Origin of the sequence: Amycolatopsis sp. NPDC049688, assembly GCF_040674975.1 — a bacterium.
Lineage (GTDB): Bacteria > Actinomycetota > Actinomycetes > Mycobacteriales > Pseudonocardiaceae > Amycolatopsis.
Map to the genome: position 1 here is coordinate 39037 of NZ_JBFANY010000023.1, position 16352 is coordinate 55388.

13 protein-coding genes are annotated in these 16352 nt (G+C 71.4%); 12 read left to right on the forward strand and 1 reads right to left on the reverse strand.

Going from position 1 to position 16352, the window contains the following annotated elements:
• Positions 1–31 precede the first annotated feature (31 nt).
• Positions 32–910: an RDD family protein gene (locus AB0J55_RS42075; RefSeq protein ID WP_364262459.1), complete on the forward strand. Its 879-nt coding sequence runs from the start codon at positions 32–34 to the stop codon at positions 908–910.
• Here the strand turns inward: AB0J55_RS42075 and AB0J55_RS42080 are convergent.
• Positions 907–2139 (reverse strand): neutral zinc metallopeptidase, encoded by a 1233-nt coding sequence (locus AB0J55_RS42080; RefSeq protein WP_364262462.1) that lies wholly within the window; start codon positions 2137–2139, stop codon positions 907–909. The genes AB0J55_RS42075 and AB0J55_RS42080 overlap by 4 nt on opposite strands.
• A gap of 305 nt (positions 2140–2444) precedes the next feature.
• On the opposite strand from AB0J55_RS42080, the gene AB0J55_RS42085 reads away from it, so the two are divergent.
• From AB0J55_RS42085 to AB0J55_RS42135, 11 genes are all read left to right on the forward strand, one after another.
• Complete coding sequence (locus tag AB0J55_RS42085) at positions 2445–4151, forward strand: DUF2207 domain-containing protein (protein ID WP_364262465.1); 1707 nt, start codon at positions 2445–2447, stop codon at positions 4149–4151.
• Positions 4152–4153: 2 nt separating this feature from the next.
• Positions 4154–5716, forward strand: coding sequence for a DUF2207 domain-containing protein (locus tag AB0J55_RS42090; protein ID WP_364262468.1), 1563 nt, complete (start codon positions 4154–4156; stop codon positions 5714–5716).
• Positions 5717–5725: 9 nt separating this feature from the next.
• On the forward strand, positions 5726–7018 hold the full coding sequence (locus AB0J55_RS42095; RefSeq protein ID WP_364262471.1) for a pitrilysin family protein: 1293 nt from the start codon (positions 5726–5728) through the stop codon (positions 7016–7018).
• On the forward strand, positions 7015–8394 hold the full coding sequence (locus AB0J55_RS42100; RefSeq protein ID WP_364262474.1) for a pitrilysin family protein: 1380 nt from the start codon (positions 7015–7017) through the stop codon (positions 8392–8394). The genes AB0J55_RS42095 and AB0J55_RS42100 overlap by 4 nt, the downstream gene beginning before the upstream one ends.
• Entirely contained in the window at positions 8394–9413 is a 1020-nt protein-coding gene (nudC, locus tag AB0J55_RS42105; RefSeq protein WP_364262477.1) for an NAD(+) diphosphatase, read from the forward strand. The genes AB0J55_RS42100 and nudC overlap by 1 nt, the downstream gene beginning before the upstream one ends.
• A 207-nt stretch (positions 9414–9620) precedes the next feature.
• Positions 9621–10823, forward strand: coding sequence for an ROK family transcriptional regulator (locus AB0J55_RS42110; protein ID WP_364262681.1), 1203 nt, complete (start codon positions 9621–9623; stop codon positions 10821–10823).
• Between the two features lie 11 nt (positions 10824–10834).
• Positions 10835–12196, forward strand: coding sequence for an extracellular solute-binding protein (locus AB0J55_RS42115; RefSeq protein WP_364262480.1), 1362 nt, complete (start codon positions 10835–10837; stop codon positions 12194–12196).
• 80 nt (positions 12197–12276) lie between these two features.
• Entirely contained in the window at positions 12277–13215 is a 939-nt protein-coding gene (locus AB0J55_RS42120; protein WP_364262483.1) for a sugar ABC transporter permease, read from the forward strand.
• Complete coding sequence (locus AB0J55_RS42125; RefSeq protein ID WP_364262486.1) at positions 13212–14102, forward strand: carbohydrate ABC transporter permease; 891 nt, start codon at positions 13212–13214, stop codon at positions 14100–14102. Before AB0J55_RS42120 ends, AB0J55_RS42125 begins: the two co-directional genes overlap by 4 nt.
• Positions 14099–15364 (forward strand): 6-phospho-beta-glucosidase, encoded by a 1266-nt coding sequence (locus tag AB0J55_RS42130; protein ID WP_364262489.1) that lies wholly within the window; start codon positions 14099–14101, stop codon positions 15362–15364. The genes AB0J55_RS42125 and AB0J55_RS42130 overlap by 4 nt, the downstream gene beginning before the upstream one ends.
• Positions 15361–16329: a BadF/BadG/BcrA/BcrD ATPase family protein gene (locus AB0J55_RS42135; protein ID WP_364262492.1), complete on the forward strand. Its 969-nt coding sequence runs from the start codon at positions 15361–15363 to the stop codon at positions 16327–16329. The genes AB0J55_RS42130 and AB0J55_RS42135 overlap by 4 nt, the downstream gene beginning before the upstream one ends.
• The last annotated feature ends 23 nt before the right edge of the window (positions 16330–16352 follow it).

Below are 16352 nucleotides of genomic sequence, written 5' to 3' on the forward strand. Positions count from 1 at the left end.
CCCCACCCTATCCGTCGTTACGCTGGGCTTCGTGCACGAGGAATCGGAGCTGGTCACCGGCGAAGCGGTCGTCCTCGACCTGCGGGTGGCCAAGCTCGCCAGCCGGGCCGTGGCGATGGCACTGGACGTGCTGCTGCAGTTCGCGGCCCTGCTGGGCCTGGGCATGGTGCTGGCGTTCGCGCTGCCGGCCACCGACGAAGGGCTGTTCGTGGCCCTGCTGCTGGTGTGCACGGTGCTGGTCATGGTCGGCTACCCGGTGGTGTTCGAGACGCTCTCGCGCGGCCGGTCGCTGGGCAAGATGGCGGTGGGCCTGCGCGTGGTCCGCGTCGACGGCGGCCCGATCCGCTTCCGCCACGCGCTGGTGCGCGGCCTGGCCGGGTTCGTCGTGGACTTCTGGGCGCTGGGCTTGTTCGGCGCGGTCGCGGTGATCGTGTCGCTGTGCTCGTCGAACGGCCGCCGCGTCGGCGACTTCCTGGCGGGAACGCTGGTGGTCCGCGAGCGCGTCCCGGCGAGCGCGGGCTACGCGGCGATCAGCATGCCGCCGGGCCTGGAGGGCTGGGCGGCGCAGCTGGACCTGACCCGCCTCCCCGACGACCTGGCCCTGGCGAGCCGCCAGTTCCTCGCCCGGTTCACCGAGCTGCGTCCGGAGGCGTCGCACGCGCTCGGGTGGGGGCTGGCGCAGCAGGTCGGCAACGCGCTCGGGACACCGGTGCCGCCGGGGGTGCCGCCGTGGGCGTTCCTGGCGGCGGTGCTGGCCGAGCGGCGCAACCGCGACCACGCCCGGGCGTTTCACGGCCACGCGGCGCCTTCGCCGGGCTTTGCGGCGCCTTCGCCGGGCTTTGCGGAACCGCCGACACCGCCGTCCGGGACCGCGGTGCCCGCCGAAAACCCGTTCACGCCACCGAGTTAGGACACGTCGCCCGAGGGCGAGAGCCACGTGTTGCACTGCTGGTTGCGGTTCTTCGTGGCGCCGTGCTGCCACCAGGAGATGTTGTGCCTGGCGCTGCCGTGGTCGCGTTTGCCGTTGCGGGCGTAGTCGTCGCCGCGGTCCTGGGCGTTCCAGGCTTCGTTGTAGATGTTCTTGTCGACCGAGCCGCCCGAGACCGACGCCGAGCCGAGGAACATCCCCGAGAAGCACTGCGCCTCGAGTTCCATGCGCCGCGACAGTTCCAGGCCGGTCGCGGAGTCGGCGCCCGCGTCGTAGCGCTGGTTGCCGTACGCCTCGGAGATGCCGGCCAGGTTCTGCACGTGGTGGCCGTATTCGTGGGCCAGGATCGACAGGTACGGGCCGGGGTGGTTGCCCCACGCTTCGATCTCGATCCGGTCCATCGGCATGTAGATCGTGTTGTTGCCCGGGCAGTAGAAGGGCGTGACGCCGGTGGTGGTGCCGCCGCTGCCGCACGGGGTCGACGACTCGGAAAGGGACCGCGGGACGGCCAGCTTCGGCGACGCGAACGGCAGGTCCGCGCCGCCGAGCATGCGTGACCACATCGCGTCGAGGCAGGCGATGCCGGACTGGAAGAACTTCGTGGCGCTGTTCTGGTCGGTGGCCCAGCGGCTCAGCGAGCACGGGATGTTCTGCAGGCCGTAGTCGGCCCGGGCGAAGAGCGGGTTGTCCCCGGTGGCGGCGACCGGCCGCGGCCCGGCGGGCGGCTGCGAGGTCGGGGGCCGGCGCTCTGTGGTGCGAGAGGTCTCTTCGGCCGACGACGTGGTCGGCTCGGTGGTGGTCGTTTCGGTGGTGGTTTCGCCGGTGGTGGTGGGGTAGGTGCTGGAGTAACCGGCGTCGGCGACGTGCTGCTTCCGGTGCCCGGAGAGGGCAACGGCGGCCACCAGGCCCCCGGCGACGGCGACGATCGCGAGAACGGCGACGGCGACGATCACCCCGGTGTTCGACTTCTTGGCGACGTAGGGCCGGTAGCCGGGAGCGAACCGCGGCCCGAAGTACGGCGGAGGGGTGTGGTGCGGCGCGAAGGCCGGGGGAGGGGCCGCGGTGGGCGGCGGCAGGGGCGCCCGGGCGGGCGGCGGCGCGGGATAGCCGAACGGGGCGCGCGGCGGCGGCCCGGCCGGATCCTGCGGCGGGTGGCCCGGAACCGGCCCACCCGGACGCGGCCCGCCGCCGGAACCCGGCGGCTGCTGCACGGGAGCACCGAAGGGATCTCGCGGCCGACCCTGCCCTGGCGTGCTTTGCCCGGGTGCGCTGCCCGGCCGGGGCGTGCCACCCTGCCCCGGCAGCGGCCTGACCCCCGGCGGCGGCAACGGCCGCGCTCCCGGGGGTGGCAGCGGCGGCCGGCGCCTCGGGTCATGCGGACCAGGACCCTGCGGGCCGTGCGTCATCGAGTGGAACCCCCCGTGCGATTTCCCCGTCGGAAGCGGCGTACCTGCGGTGATCGCGCCGTTCCGGGCGTCAGCATAGATCGGGTGCTCTAGGGTGTGGTGCTGTGTCGATGAAACGGGGGGCCGCCGCCGCGATCGCCGTCGCGGCCGTCGTGCTGGGCGCCGGGCCGGCCGCCGCGCAGGGGCCCTCCGCCGGGCCCGTGCTGCCGAACCTGCCCGAAGACCAGGTCAAGAAACCCCAGCTGCTCACCGGGCAGGACGTGCAGCCGCCCGCGGGGCCCACCGCCGACGTCGCCCTCAAGGTCCTCCGCGACGGCTCCCTCTCCGTCACCGAGCACGTCACCGTGCCCGGCGGGCAGCAGCTCGTCTCCCGCGTGCCGCTGAAGGTCCCCGCAAGCGACGACCAGGACCGCGTCTTCGCCGTCCGCGACGTCAAAACCGAGGGCGCCACCAGCGAACTCACCGGCGACCAGCTCGTCCTCACCTTCCCGGCCGGTGCCGGCAGCGCCACGTACACCGTCGACGGCGCCGTCGCCGACCTGAACGGCCGCCAGCAGGCCCGCTGGCAGGTCGCGAGCGGCTTCGACACCCCGCTGGCCAAGCTGACCGCGTCCTTCCTCGCCCCGACGCCGCAATTGTCCCCTGTGGACTGTTTTGCCGGCCCGGTCGGCTCGAACCAGCGCTGCACCCTGTCCGAGCTCGACCACACCGGAGTCGTGCGCCTGGAACAGAACGACGTCCGGCCCGGCGACCGCGTCGACCTCCTCGTCGGCCTGCCCGCGAACACCGTCCCCGCCACCGCGAAGTTCGCCGACATCGGCCTGCTCGCCAACGCGTTCGCGCTGACGCCGCCGACAGGGATCGCCTTCGCCGTCCTGCTCGTCTTCCTCGTCGCGGCCGCGCTCTTCGTGTGGCGGCGCCGCAAGCAGGACGCCGGCGCGCTGCACGCCGCCACCGGGCCGGTCGAGGTCCTCCTGCGCGACGGCGACCGCGTCTTCTTCGCCAGCCCGGACGGCGTGCTGCCCGGGCAGGTCGGCACGGTCGTCGACGAGACCGTCGACGTCGTGGACATCAGCGCCACCGTCGTCGACCTCGCCGTCCGCAACTACCTGTGGCTGGCCGAAGTCCCGGGGCCCGACTGGCAGCTCGCCCGCCGCAACCCGCCGGACGAGCACCTGCACGCCTTCGAACGGGCCGTCTACGAAACGCTGCTGCCGGCGGGCACCGACTCCGTGCTGGTGTCGCAGCTGCGCGCCCGCGGCGGGCTCGACCTGCGCCGGATCAGCGACGCGATGTACGCCGACGTCGTCACCAAGCGCTGGTTCTCCCGCCGCCCGGACACCGCGCGCGGCCGGCTGACCTGGCTCGGCGCCGGCGTGTTCACCCTCGGCCTGGTCGCCACCGCCGTGCTCACCTTCACCGTCGGGTACGCGCTGCTCGGCGTCGCCGTCGCGCTCGCCGGGCTCGCCGTCGCCGCGGTGGCCGCGCTGCTGCCGTCGCGCACCGCCCGCGGCCGGGCCCTGGTGGGCCAGGTCCGGGGGCTGCTCGACTACCTGCACACCGCCCGGGCCGAGGACATCCCGCCGGCCGACCGCGAGCTCGTCTTCTCCCGTTCGCTGCCGTACGCGGTCGTGCTGGGCGACACCGAACGCTGGCTCGGCACCTTCGCCGCGCTGAACCCGTCGGCGGACGGCTCGGCCGGGCTGTACTGGTACGGCGGCATGGAGGCCGAGCCCGACCTGCGCCGGTTCGGGGCGCAGTTCCCGTCGTTCCTGACCGCGCTCGACGGCGTGCTCACCGCCGCCGCGGCCCGCTGACCGTGCTCGCCGGGGCGCTCCTGGCGCTCTTCCTGACCGCGGCCCCCGCGGACCAGCCGCCCCTGCCGGCGCTGCCGCAGAGCGCCGAAATCCAGCTCAAGGTCCAGCGCGACGGCTCGTTGTCGGTCGCCGAAGCGATCTCGGTCCCCGAGGGCATGACGATGGACCGCCGGGTCGCCCTGCGCGTCCCGGCGCCGCACCACCGCGACCGCGTCTACGGCGTCCGGGACGTCGTCCTGGAAGGCAGCGGGACGGCGAACGTGGACTCCGGCGCGTTCACCGTCCACCTCACCGCGGGCACGTCGATCGTCCGGTACACAGTGGACGGTGCGGTGGCCGGCGACCGGGTCACCTGGGAGCTGGCCGGCGGCTGGAGCGCCGAGCTGAAGTTCCTCCGTGCCTCCTTCGCGGCCCCGAAGATCCCGGTCGCCGTCGACTGCCTCGCCGGCGACCTGCCGTGCGGGGCCGCGCAGATCGACCACGCCGGCCTCACCCGCTTCAGCCAGCAGAACCTCGCCGCCGGCCAGGCGATGACCGCCACCGTCGAGCTGCCCGCGGGAACCGTCCCGGCGAACGAAGTCCTGGTCCCGGCGAAGACGCTCGGCGGGGCGTTCGTCCTGACCGCCCCGGTCGCCTGGGCGTGGGCGGCCTTCGGTGCGCTCCTCCTGGCCGCGGCCGGCTGGGTCCTCCTCGCCCGCCGCCGTCACGGGAAGGCGCCGGGTGGGAGCTTCCACGGGAAAGCGGGGGAGTTCGCATCCCCCGCCGGGGTGCTGCCGGGCCACGTCGGCCTCCTCCTGCGCGGCCGGGCCGGGCCGCTCGACCTGGCCGCGACCGTGCTGGACCTCGCCGTCCGCAACTACCTCTGGGTGAGCGACGGCCCCACGCTGGCCCGGCGCAACCCACCCGACGAGCACCTGACCGCCTTCGAACGTGCGGTGTACGCGGCCGTCGTGCCGGACGAGCCGGTGACCCTCGCCGACCTGCGGCCGCGGCACGTCGAGGTTCCCCGCGCCGAGCTGACCGCCGACGTCGTCCGGCGCGGCTGGTTCGCGACGGGGCGGCTGCGGCGGGCCGGGGTCCGGGTCTGCTGCTACGGCGTGTTCCTCACCGTCCTGCTGGCCCTGACCGTCGGCTACGCCCAGCTCGGCGTCATCCTCGCGCTGGCCGGCGTCGTCGCCGTCGGGACGTCGGCGGCCCTGCCCGCGCGCCGCCGGGCGGGCGCCGACGTCGCACGCCGGCTTCGCGGCATCACCGAGATCCGGGCGAAGGACCTCGACAAGCCGCAGCGCGAACTGGTCTTCTCCCGCGGCCTGCCGTACGCGCTCGCTCTGGGCGAACTGGCCTCGTGGGTGGCCGCCTTCGACGGGCTCAAGGTGCCGCCGCGGGTCTACTGGCACGCCGGCGACATCACCCCTGACCAGGCCGGATCCTTCGCGACCGCGCTGGCCGGGACGTTCGCCGCGGCCCACCGTGGTCACCTTCTCGAGCTCGTGAGTGGCAAGGCGAGTCAGAACGCGCCTTACCACTCACGAGCCGGGACGCCGGGAAGGGCGGGGTCGTCGTAGGGTGGGGCCATGGCCGATCCCGAGCTCGTCCGATACACCCTCGACAACGGTCTGCGCGTGGTCCTCGCCCCCGACGCGACCGCGCCGGTGGTCGGCGTCAGCGTGCACTACGACGTGGGTTTCCGTTCCGAGCCGGAGGGGCGCACCGGTTTCGCGCACCTCTTCGAGCACCTGATGTTCCAGGGCTCCGAGAGCCTCGAGAAACTCGCGCACTTCCGGCACGTGCAGTCCAGCGGCGGGACCTTCAACGGGTCCACCCACCCGGACTACACCGACTACTTCGAGGTGCTCCCGAGCGCCGCGCTCGAGCGCGCGCTGTTCCTCGAAGCCGACCGCATGCGCGCGCCCAAGCTGACGGCGGAGAACCTGGCGAACCAGATCGACGTCGTCAAGGAGGAGATCCGGCTCAACGTGCTGAACCGGCCCTACGGCGGGTTCCCGTGGATCACCCTGCCGCCGGTGCTGTACTCGACGTTCCCCAACGCGCACAACGGCTACGGCGGCTTCGAGGACCTCGAAAGCGCCACCGTCGACGACTGCGCGGCGTTCTTCGACACCTACTACTCGCCGGCGAACGCCGTGCTCACGGTGGCGGGCGACTTCGAAGTGGACAACGCGAAGAAGCTGATCGAGGACCACTTCGGCGACGTCCCGCACCGGCCCGCGCCGCAGCGGCCGTCGTTCGCCGAGCCGCTGCCGACCACGGAGCTGCACGGCGAGGTCGAGGACGCGCACGCCCCGCTGCCCGCGCTCGGCATCGGCTACCGGATGCCGGACCCGATCAACGACGTCGACAGCTACCTGGCCTACCTCGTGCTGGCCGGGGTGCTCACCGACGGCGACGGCTCCCGCCTGCAGCAGCGGCTGGTGCACAAGGAGCCCCTGGTGGTCGACATCGGCGCCGGCGCCGGGCTGTTCGGCCCGTTCGAGGCCCGCGACCCCGACACGTTCACCATCACCCTGATCCACCCGCACGAGGTGTCCCGCGAGCGCGTGCTCGCCGCGCTCGACGACGAGCTGGAGAAGCTCGCCGAGACCCCGCCGAGCGAGGAGGAGCTGCGCAAGGTCACCGCCCGCTGGACGGCGAGCCTGCACTCCGAGCACGACAGGCTGGTGTCCCGGACCCTGGCCCTCGGCTCGTTCGAGCTGCTCTACGGCGACGCGTCGCTGGTGTACCGGCTCGCGGACCGGATGTCCGCCGTCACCGCGGAAGCCGTGTCGGCGGCGGCGAAGGCGCTGCGCCCGGACGCGCGCGCCGTGCTGGTGGTCAAGCCCGCTTCGGAAGGGAACAACGAGCAGTGACTTCAGCAACGCACCGCAGCGCGGAGGAGATCGGCCGCACCGCGCGGGGGCCGCGGCCGCTGCCGCCGCTCGGGCAGCAGCGGGCCGCCGCCGACCTGTCCCATGTGGACACCGAGCTGTCGAACGGTCTGCGGGTGCTCGCCGTGCGCAAGGCGACCGTGCCGATGGTCGAGGCGCGGCTGTGGATCCCGTTCGCGGGTGACGACGCCCTGCACCCGGCGATCGCCGAGGTGCTCGCCGAGACGATCCTGACCGGCACGGCCCGCCGCAACCGCATCGAGATCGACGCCGAGCTGGCCCTGATCGGCGGCGACATCGGCGCGGGCGTCGACCCGGAACGCCTGGTGCTCACCGGGTCCGCGCTGGCCGACAAGCTGCCGACGTTCCTCGACGTGCTCGGCGACGTCCTCACCGGGGCGACGTACGCGGACGAGGAGATCGCGCGCGAGAAGGAGCGGCTGGTCGAGCGGATCGCCGTCTCGCGTACGCAGCCGCGCACGATCGCGCGGGAGGCCCTGCAGAAGCACCGTTACGGCGACCACCCGGCGACGCGCGAGGTCCCGCGCGCCGAAGACGTCGCCGTCGTGACGCCCGAGCAGGTGCGGGCGCTGCACCAGGCGTCGGTGCTGCCGCGCGGTTCGGTCATGGTGCTGGTCGGTGACCTGGACCCGGCCGCCGTGGTCGGCGACCTGGAGAAGGTGCTCGGTGGCTGGGCGTCGGACCGCTCCGCCGTCCGGCTGCCGCCGCTGCCGGACCTGACCGGCCCGAATGTGCTGCTGGTGCCGCGCGCGGGTGCGGTGCAGTCGCAGATCCGGCTCTCGGCGCAGACGATCCCGCGCACGGACCCGGGCTACGCGGCGCTGCAGCTGGCGAACCTGGCCTACGGCGGGTACTTCTCGTCGCGGCTGGTGGAGAACATCCGCGAGAACAAGGGGTACACGTACTCCGCGCACTCGGGCTTCGAGTTCACCGACGGCACGGCGGTGGTCAACGTCGACGCGGACACCGCGACCGACGCGACGGCCCCGGCGCTGCTGGAGACGCGCTACGAGCTGGGCCGCCTCGGCCAGGTCCCGCCGTCCGGCGACGAGCTGGAGTCGGTGCGGCAGTACGCGATCGGTTCGCTGCTGACGTCGACGTCGTCGCAGGCCGGGCTGGCCGGCCAGGTGCTGGCGCTGGCCTCGACCGGGCTGGGCCTGGAGTGGCTGAACGAGCACCCGGCCCGGGTGGCGGCGGTGACCGCTGACGACGTCGCGGAAGCGGCGCTGAAGTACTTCGCGCCCAAGCGCTTCACGGGCGTGGTGGTCGGCGACGCGGCGGTGCTGGAGCGCAAGTTGTTGGCGCTCGGCGACGTCGTCGTGGGCGAGCCGGCCTGATGTCCGTCCCGTTCACCCTCGGTGCGCTGCCGACGCTCTCCCGGTCCACAGTGGATCGTCAGGAGGACTTGCGCACCAACCCTTCGCGGCTGGTGTCGCGGTGGCCCGACGCCCGGGTCGTCCTCTTGGACGACACCGGGCGCACCCCGGTGGCCGAGGGGGCGTCGACGCTGGCGTTCCGGAAGGCCGTCGACTTCGGGTCGGCGCCACCGCCCGAGGCGGTGTTCCTCGGCGAGTGGCAGGACGTCGACTACTGGTCGCTGCCGGGCGGGCCCTCGGGTTCGGCCGACACCGTGAAGATGGCGGGCAGCTGGGGTTTCGTGGAGGAGGTCCCGCGCGCGGACGGCGAGGTCTGGGTCGAGCTGCGCGGTTACGGAGACCTCCTGGACGACACGTCGGCCGGGCTGTTCACGACGGCCCAGGCGTTGCGGTTCTGGCGTCGCCAGGCGAAGTTCTGCACGCGCTGCGGCAGCCCGACGGAGCTGATCCAGTTCGGCTGGGCGAGCAAGTGCACGAACGACGGCCGCGAGGAGTACCCCCGAACGGACCCGGCGGTGATCTGCCTGGTCCATTCGCTGGAGGGCGTCAACGGCTCGCACGTGCTGCTGGCCCGCCAGCCGATCTGGCCGGCGGGGCGGTATTCGGTCCTGGCCGGGTTCGTCGAGGCGGGGGAGTCCCTCGAGGCGTGCGTGGTCCGGGAGATCCGCGAAGAGGTGGGCGCTTCGGTGTCCGACGTGCGGTATCTCGGCAGCCAGCCGTGGCCGTTCCCGCGGTCGATCATGCTCGGGTTCACGGCCCGGGCTGATCGGTCCCTGCCGTTGGTGCCGGCGGACGGCGAGATCGAAGAGGCGTTGTGGGTGTCGCGGGCGGAGGTGCGCGCGGCGTTCGAGAACAGCTCGGCGCGGGGTGAGGGATCCCGCCCCACACCGATCGCCGGTGGGGCGGCGGAGATGATCCTGCCGGGGAACTCGTCCATCGCCCGCGTGATGCTCAAGGCCTGGGCGGACGCGGAGGAGTAACCGCCCGCCACTGACTGCGACCACAGAACGGCCCCGGCTACCCGCCGGGGCCGTTCTTGTTGCGCTCCGTGCACTCGAGCCAAGCGTTACCTGGCCGTTTCACGAGACCGTTGACGGCTGTGCCCCGGCTCACTACAGTCCCCGGAAACCGTCTGTAAAGTATCCTAATTAAGTCCGGAGGAACGAGTGCGAGCCGGTAGCCCGCGGATGCTGCGCGAGATCAACGATCGCGCCGCCATCGAGGTCCTCCTGCGGGAGGGGCCGCTCACGCGGGCCGAACTCGAACTCGCCATCGGGCTCTCCAAGCCCGCCACCGCGCAGCTGCTCACCCGGCTCGAACAGGACAACCTCGTCACGAAGGCCGGCGTACGGGGTGGTGGCCGGGGACCCCGGGCCCAGCTCTGGGCGGCCAACGGCAGCCTCGCCTTCGTCGCCGCCGTCGATCTCACGCCGCACCAGGCGGACTTCGTCGTCGCCGATGTCGCCGGGGTCGTGCTCGCCGAGTACCAGACGCCGCTGCCCGTGCACGCCGGCGCCGACGTCGTCGGGACCTTCGGCGAAGCCCTCCAAACCGTCGCCGAAGAAGCCGGGATCAGAAGAGAGGACCTGGCCCACGTCGTGATCGGCGCGCAGGGGGCGTTCGATCCGCGGACCGGGCTGCTGTCCTCCGCGCCGCACATCCCCGGCTGGCTCGGCTTCGACGTCCCGCAGAAGCTGTCCGACGAACTCGGCGTCGACGTCCTGATCGAGAACGACGTCAACCTGGTCGCGGTCGAGGAGATGACCGTCGGGCAGGCCCAGGACGTCGACGACTTCGTCATGGTGTGGCTGTCCGAAGGCGTCGGCGGCGCCGTCGTCATCGGACGGCGGCTGCTGCGCGGGGCCACCGGCGGGGGCGGCGAGATCGACTGGATGCGGGTGCCCGATCCGGCCACTGTGGACACCGGGGACGTCTGGCCCGAGGCCGGCGCCCGGTTCGGCAACCTGGTCGACTCGCCCGCCATCTGCCGTCTCGCCGCCGCCCACGGTGTCCAGGCCGGCACCGCCTGGGACGCCGTGGCGAAGACCGGACCGGACCATCCCTTCCGGCACGATCTCGCCAAGCGGGTCGCCGGTGGCGTCGCCAACCTCGTCGCCGTCGCCGACCCGCAGCTCGTGCTCCTCTGCGGCGACACCAGCCGGGCCGGCGGGGAGCCGTTCGCCGCGCTCGTCCAGGAAAAACTGCACGAGCTGGTCCTGCCGCGCACGCCCGTCGGGTGCGCGTCCGTGCAGGGCAACGCCGTCCGCGCGGGCGCGCTGCAGTCCGCGCTCGCCACCACCCGTGAGGACGTCTTCGGCGTCGTCACCCCCACGCTCCTCGGGTCGCGCAGGCCTGAGGGCGACAACACCCGTCCCCGCCCCAACCGATGAGGAGGAGGGCCATGCCCCCTACCACCCGGACCCGTCGCGGCGCCCTGCTTGTGGCCGCCGCCGCGGCGTCCGTCCTGCTGACCAGCGCCTGCTCCGGCGCCGCCGCCCCGAGCGGCGGCGGTGACGCGGCGGCCGCGCCCGGCAAGGACGACAAGCTCACGATCACCGTGTACTCCAAGTTCACCGACCGCGAGTACGGCGTGGTCACCGCGGGCCTCAACAAGCTCAAGGCGAAGTACCCGAACATCGAGATCAAGCACGAGGGCAACCAGGACGACGACAAGCTGACGCAGTCGATCCGCGGCGGCAATCCACCCGACGTCGCGATCTCCTTCTACACCGACAACCTGGGTGCCTGGTGCTCCACCGGCAGCTTCCAGGACCTCAAGCCCTACATCGAGCGCGACAAGATCGACCTGAACCAGATCCCCGAAGCGGTCCGCAACTACACCGAGTACCAGGGCAAGCGGTGCGCGATGCCGATGCTCGCCGACGTCTACGGCCTCTACTACAACAAGGACATGTTCGCGGCGAAGGGCATCACCTCGCCGCCGAAGACGACGTCGGAGCTGTTCGAGGCGGCCAAGAAGCTGACCGAGTTCAACCCGGACGGTTCGATCAAGGTCGCCGGCTTCCTGCCCTCGATGCCGTTCTACGCCAACCAGGCCCAGTACTGGGCGCCGAACTTCGGCGCGCCCTTCCTCGGCCCGGACGGCAAGTCCGACCTCGCCACCAACCCCGGCTGGAAGGCGATGTTCGAGTTCCAGAAGCAGCTGATCGACTTCTACGGCGGCCACGCCAAGGTCGAGCAGTTCAAGGCCGGCCTCGGTGACGAGTACTCCGCCGACCACGGCTTCCACAAGGGCAAGCTCGCCATGATCTACGACGGCGAGTTCCGCACCGCGTTCCTCAAGGACCAGGCGCCCAACGTCAACTACGGCACCGCACCGGCGCCGGTGCTCGACAGCATGGCCGACCACTACGGCGGCGGCTTCACCACCGGCACGATCATCGCCATCCCCAAGGGTGCCAAGAACCCCGGCGCCGCGTGGGAGCTGATCAAGCAGGTCACCCTGGACACCGACACCCTGGTGGACATGGCCAACGGCCTGAAGAACGTGCCCAGCACCAAGGCGTCGCTCACCTCGCCGAAGCTGGACCTGCAGCCGCAGTTCAAGACGTTCCTCGACATCTACGACAGCGGCAAGCTGGTCGCCAACCAGACCACCCCGATCGGCGACGCGCACCTCAAGGCGGTCAACGACTTCGCCGAGAAGTGGCAGGCCGGCTCGATCCCCGACCTGACCGAGGGCCTCAAGAAGGTCGACGCGCAGATCGACGACGAGCTCAAGCAGAAGGGCGCGGGCGGATGACTCTGTCCGATGGGGTCTCGGCGGTAACGAGTACCTCGCCCCCGCTCGCCGAAAAGGCCTCCCCGTCCGCACCTGCGAAGGTGCGGGCGGGGGCCCGCCGGGCCAAGCGCCGCCGGACCGTCCTGTTCTTCATGGCTCCGGCGTTCATCGGGTTCCTCATCTTCTTCGGCTACCCGCTGATCGCCACGGTCTACTACTCCTTCACCCGCTACGACCTGATCAACCCGCCGCAGTTCATCGGCTTCGACAACTACGTCCGGATGTTCACCAGCGAGCCGCTGGTCGGCACGGCCGCGTACAACACGCTGTGGCTGGTGGTCGTCCTGACGGTCTGCCGCGTGGTGTTCTCCCTCGGCGTCGCGTCGGTGATCTCGCGGCTGAAGTCGGGCGTCGGCCTGGTCCGGACGCTCTGCTACCTGCCGACGCTCGCCCCGCCCGCGGCGGCCACGCTGGCGTTCGTCTTCGTGTTCAACCCGGAGTTCGGGCCGGTCAACCGGTTCCTGCGGCTCGTCGGCATCGACGGCGGGCTCTGGTTCAACAGCCCCGCGATGTCGAAGCCCGCGTTGACGCTGCTGGCGCTGTGGGGCTCCGGCGAACTGATGATCATCATCCTCGCCGCGCTGCTGGACGTCCCCACCGAGCAGTACGAGGCCGCCGAGCTGGACGGCGCCGGGCCGATCCGCCGGTTCTGGCACGTCACGCTGCCGTCGATCTCGCCGGTGCTGCTGTTCGGCGTGGTCAACTCGATCATCTACGCACTGCAGTTCTTCACGCAGGCGATCGTGGCGGCATCCGCGAGCGCGGGCACGGCGGACGTCGCCGGCAACTCGAAGCTCATCGGAGCGCCGCAGAACTCGACGCTGACCTACCCGATCTGGCTGTACGTCCAGGGTTTCCGGTACTTCAACATGGGCTACGCGGCGGCGATGGCGGTGCTGCTGTTCATCGTCTCGTCCGTCTTCACCTGGATTCTCGTGCGGCAGCTCAGGAAATCGCAGCACCAGGAGGAGGGGGCATGACCGCACTGGCCGAGGCGCCGCAAAAAGCGGCGGGCGTACCGCCGAAGGTGCGGTTCAAGCGCAACTGGGACAAGCGGCTGTCGTTCATCGCGCTGCATTCGGTCGGCATCGCCATGGGCGTGATCTTCATGCTGCCGATCCTGTTCGTCTTCCTCACCGCGGTGATGGCGAGCGACCAGGCGATGACGGCGAGCCTGTGGCCGACGGAATGGCACTTCGAGAACTTCGTCAAGGTGTTCCAGAAGGCGCCGCTGCTCGAATACTTCGGCAACAGCCTGCTGTATTCGGCGCTGGCGACGGTGGGGGCGCTGCTTTCGGCGATCCCGGCGGCCTACGCGTTGTCGAAACTCAAGTGGCGCGGGCAGAACCTGTTCTTCATGCTGACCGTGGCCGCGATGCTCCTGCCGCCGCAGGTGACCGTCGTGCCGCTGTACGACCTGTGGGTGCGGATGGGTCTCACCGGCACGCTGGTGCCGCTGATCGTGCCGTACTTCTTCTTCGACGCCTTCTCGATCTTCCTGCTCCGGCAGTTCTTCCTCACCATTCCGAAGGACTACCTCGAAGCCGCGAAGATCGACGGCTGCAACGAGTTCCAGGCGATGTACCGCGTGCTGATCCCGATGGCCAAGCCGGGGATCGCGGCCACCGCCATGTTCTGCTTCCTGTTCACCTGGAACGACTACTTCGGGCCGTTGCTCTACACCGGCGAGAACCAGGATCACTGGCCGCTTTCGCTCGCGATCGCGTCCTTCCGCGGCATGCACCACGTCGAGTGGAACATGACGATGGCGGCGACCGCGCTGATCATGGCGCCGGTGATCGTGCTGTTCGTCTTCGCCCAGAAGTCGTTCGTCAAGGGCATCACATTCACGGGAGTCAAGGGATGAAGCTGGCAGTCGTCGGTGGCGGGTCCACCTACACGCCGGAGCTGATCGACGGGATCGCCGGCCGCCGGTCCACTTTGGACGTCGACGAGATCGTGCTGGTCGACCCGGACGCCTACCGCGTCGAGGCGGTCGGCGGGTTCAGCCAGCGGCTCCTCGACCACGCCGGCCACCCGGCGCGGGTACGGACCACGCAGTCGCTGGAAGAAGGCGTCGACGGCGCTTCCGCGGTGCTGATCCAGCTGCGTGTCGGCGGCCAGCGGGCGCGGCGCTCGGACGAGACGTTTCCGCACGCCTGCGGCTGCGTCGGCCAGGAGACGACCGGCGCGGGCGGGCTGGCGAAGGCGCTGCGCACGGTGCCGGTGGTGCTGGACATCGCCGACCGCGTCCGCAAGATCGCCGGTGACGACACGTGGATCGTCAACTTCACGAACCCGGTCGGCATCGTCACGCGTGCCCTGCTCAACGAAGGGCACCGCGCGGTCGGGCTGTGCAACGTCGCCATCAACCTGCAGCGCCAGTTCGGGAAGCTGCTGGGTGTCGGCGCGGACGACGTCAAGCTCGTCCACACCGGACTGAACCACCTGAGCTGGGAGCGCGGTGCTTTGGTGGACGGCGTCGACCGCCTGCCCGAGCTCCTCGATCAGCACCTGGACTACCTCTCCAACGAGGTGAGTGTGCCGGAGAAGTGGCTGCGGCGGATGAACGTCGTGCCGTCGTACTACCTCAAGTACTTCTACGCGCACGACGAGCAGGTCACCAAGCAGCGCACCGAACGCCCGCGCGCGGACGTCGTGTCCGACGTCGAGGAAGAGCTGCTGAAGATCTACCTCGACCCGGAGCAGGTGACCAAGCCGGAGTCCCTCGAAAAGCGCGGCGGCGCGTACTACTCCGAGGCTGCCGTGCAGCTGGTGCACGCGCTGACCGCAGGCGGCCCGGCCGAGGAGCACGTGGTGAACGTCCGCAATGACGGCACGTTCCCGTTTCTGCCGGACGACGCCGTCATCGAGGCTCGGTCCGTTGTGGACACGAAGGGTGCGACGCCGATCCCCCAGCCGCCGGTCGAGCCGAATTTCTCGGGCCTGATTTCGGCGACGACGGCGTACGAGTTCCTGGCGTTGGAAGCCGCGCTGAAGGGTGGCCGCGACCGCGTGGCGGACGCTCTGCTCGCGCACCCGCTGGTCGGCCAGTACACGAAGGCCGACACGCTCGCCGACTCCCTCGTGCAGATCAACCGCGAGTACCTGCCCTGGGCGCGCGGATGAGGCCCGCTGTCATCGCGATCGACGGCGGCAACAGCAAGACCGAGGTCCTGGTGATCTCGGAAGACGGCGTCGTGCTGGGGAAGTCGAGAGGCCCCGGCGCGTCGCCGCAGAACATCGGCGTCGCGGCCTGCGTGGCGGCGCTGGAAGACCTCGTGCTGGAGGCGTACCCCGCGTTCGGGACGCAGCCGGACGCGGTCCACACCTCCGCGTACCTGGCCGGGCTCGACTTCCCGCGTGAGGAAGAGGCGCTGCACGCGGCCCTGTCTGCCCGCGGCTGGAGCGACACCCTGACTGTCGGCAACGACACCCTCGCGCTGCTCCGGGCGGGCAGCGCGGGGGTGGGGGTCGCGGTCGTCTGCGGCGCCGGGATCAACGGTGCCGGCGTCGGCCCGGACGGCCGCGTGCACCGCTTTCCCGCGCTGGGCAAGATCTCCGGCGACTGGGGTGGCGGCTACCGGCTCGGCGAGGAGGCCCTGTGGTGGGCGGTCCGCGCCGAGGACGGCCGCGGCCCGCGGACCGCGCTGATGCCCGCGGTGGCCGCGTACTTCGGGAAGCCGACGCTCCTGGACGTGGTGCAGGGCCTGCACTTCGAGGAGATCGACCCGGCGTCGATCCACGGCCTGTGCCCGCTGCTGTTCGAGGTCGCGGCGGCGGGGGACGAGGTCGCGCAGGACATCGTGACGCGGTTCGTCGAGGAGGTCAGCGTCTTCGCGGCGGTGATCCTCCGCAACCTGGACCTGACCGAGGACGCCCCGGAGATCGTCCTCGGCGGCGGCGTCCTGACCGGGATCGGGGCACCGGTGATCGCGGAGATCGAACGCCGGTGCCTCAAGGTCGCGCCGCGCGCGGTGGTCCGTGTCGTCGACGTGAACCCCGTGGTGGGCGCGGCCCTGTTCGGACTCGACACGCTGGGCGCTTCCGAGGCCGCGAAGGCGGCGTTGAAGGCGGCGACCCAGCGCGTCTGAAGACCCTGGCGGAGCCCGGCCCG

Coding starts and splice junctions, on each gene's coding strand:
- AB0J55_RS42085 (WP_364262465.1), top strand. CDS start 2,445: ATGAAACGGGGGGCCGCCGCCGCGATCGCCGTCGCGGCCGTCGTGCTG.
- AB0J55_RS42095 (WP_364262471.1), top strand. CDS start 5,726: ATGGCCGATCCCGAGCTCGTCCGATACACCCTCGACAACGGTCTGCGC.
- AB0J55_RS42125 (WP_364262486.1), top strand. CDS start 13,212: ATGACCGCACTGGCCGAGGCGCCGCAAAAAGCGGCGGGCGTACCGCCG.
- nudC (WP_364262477.1), top strand. CDS start 8,394: ATGTCCGTCCCGTTCACCCTCGGTGCGCTGCCGACGCTCTCCCGGTCC.
- AB0J55_RS42130 (WP_364262489.1), top strand. CDS start 14,099: ATGAAGCTGGCAGTCGTCGGTGGCGGGTCCACCTACACGCCGGAGCTG.
- AB0J55_RS42115 (WP_364262480.1), top strand. CDS start 10,835: ATGCCCCCTACCACCCGGACCCGTCGCGGCGCCCTGCTTGTGGCCGCC.
- AB0J55_RS42135 (WP_364262492.1), top strand. CDS start 15,361: ATGAGGCCCGCTGTCATCGCGATCGACGGCGGCAACAGCAAGACCGAG.
- AB0J55_RS42110 (WP_364262681.1), top strand. CDS start 9,621: ATGCTGCGCGAGATCAACGATCGCGCCGCCATCGAGGTCCTCCTGCGG.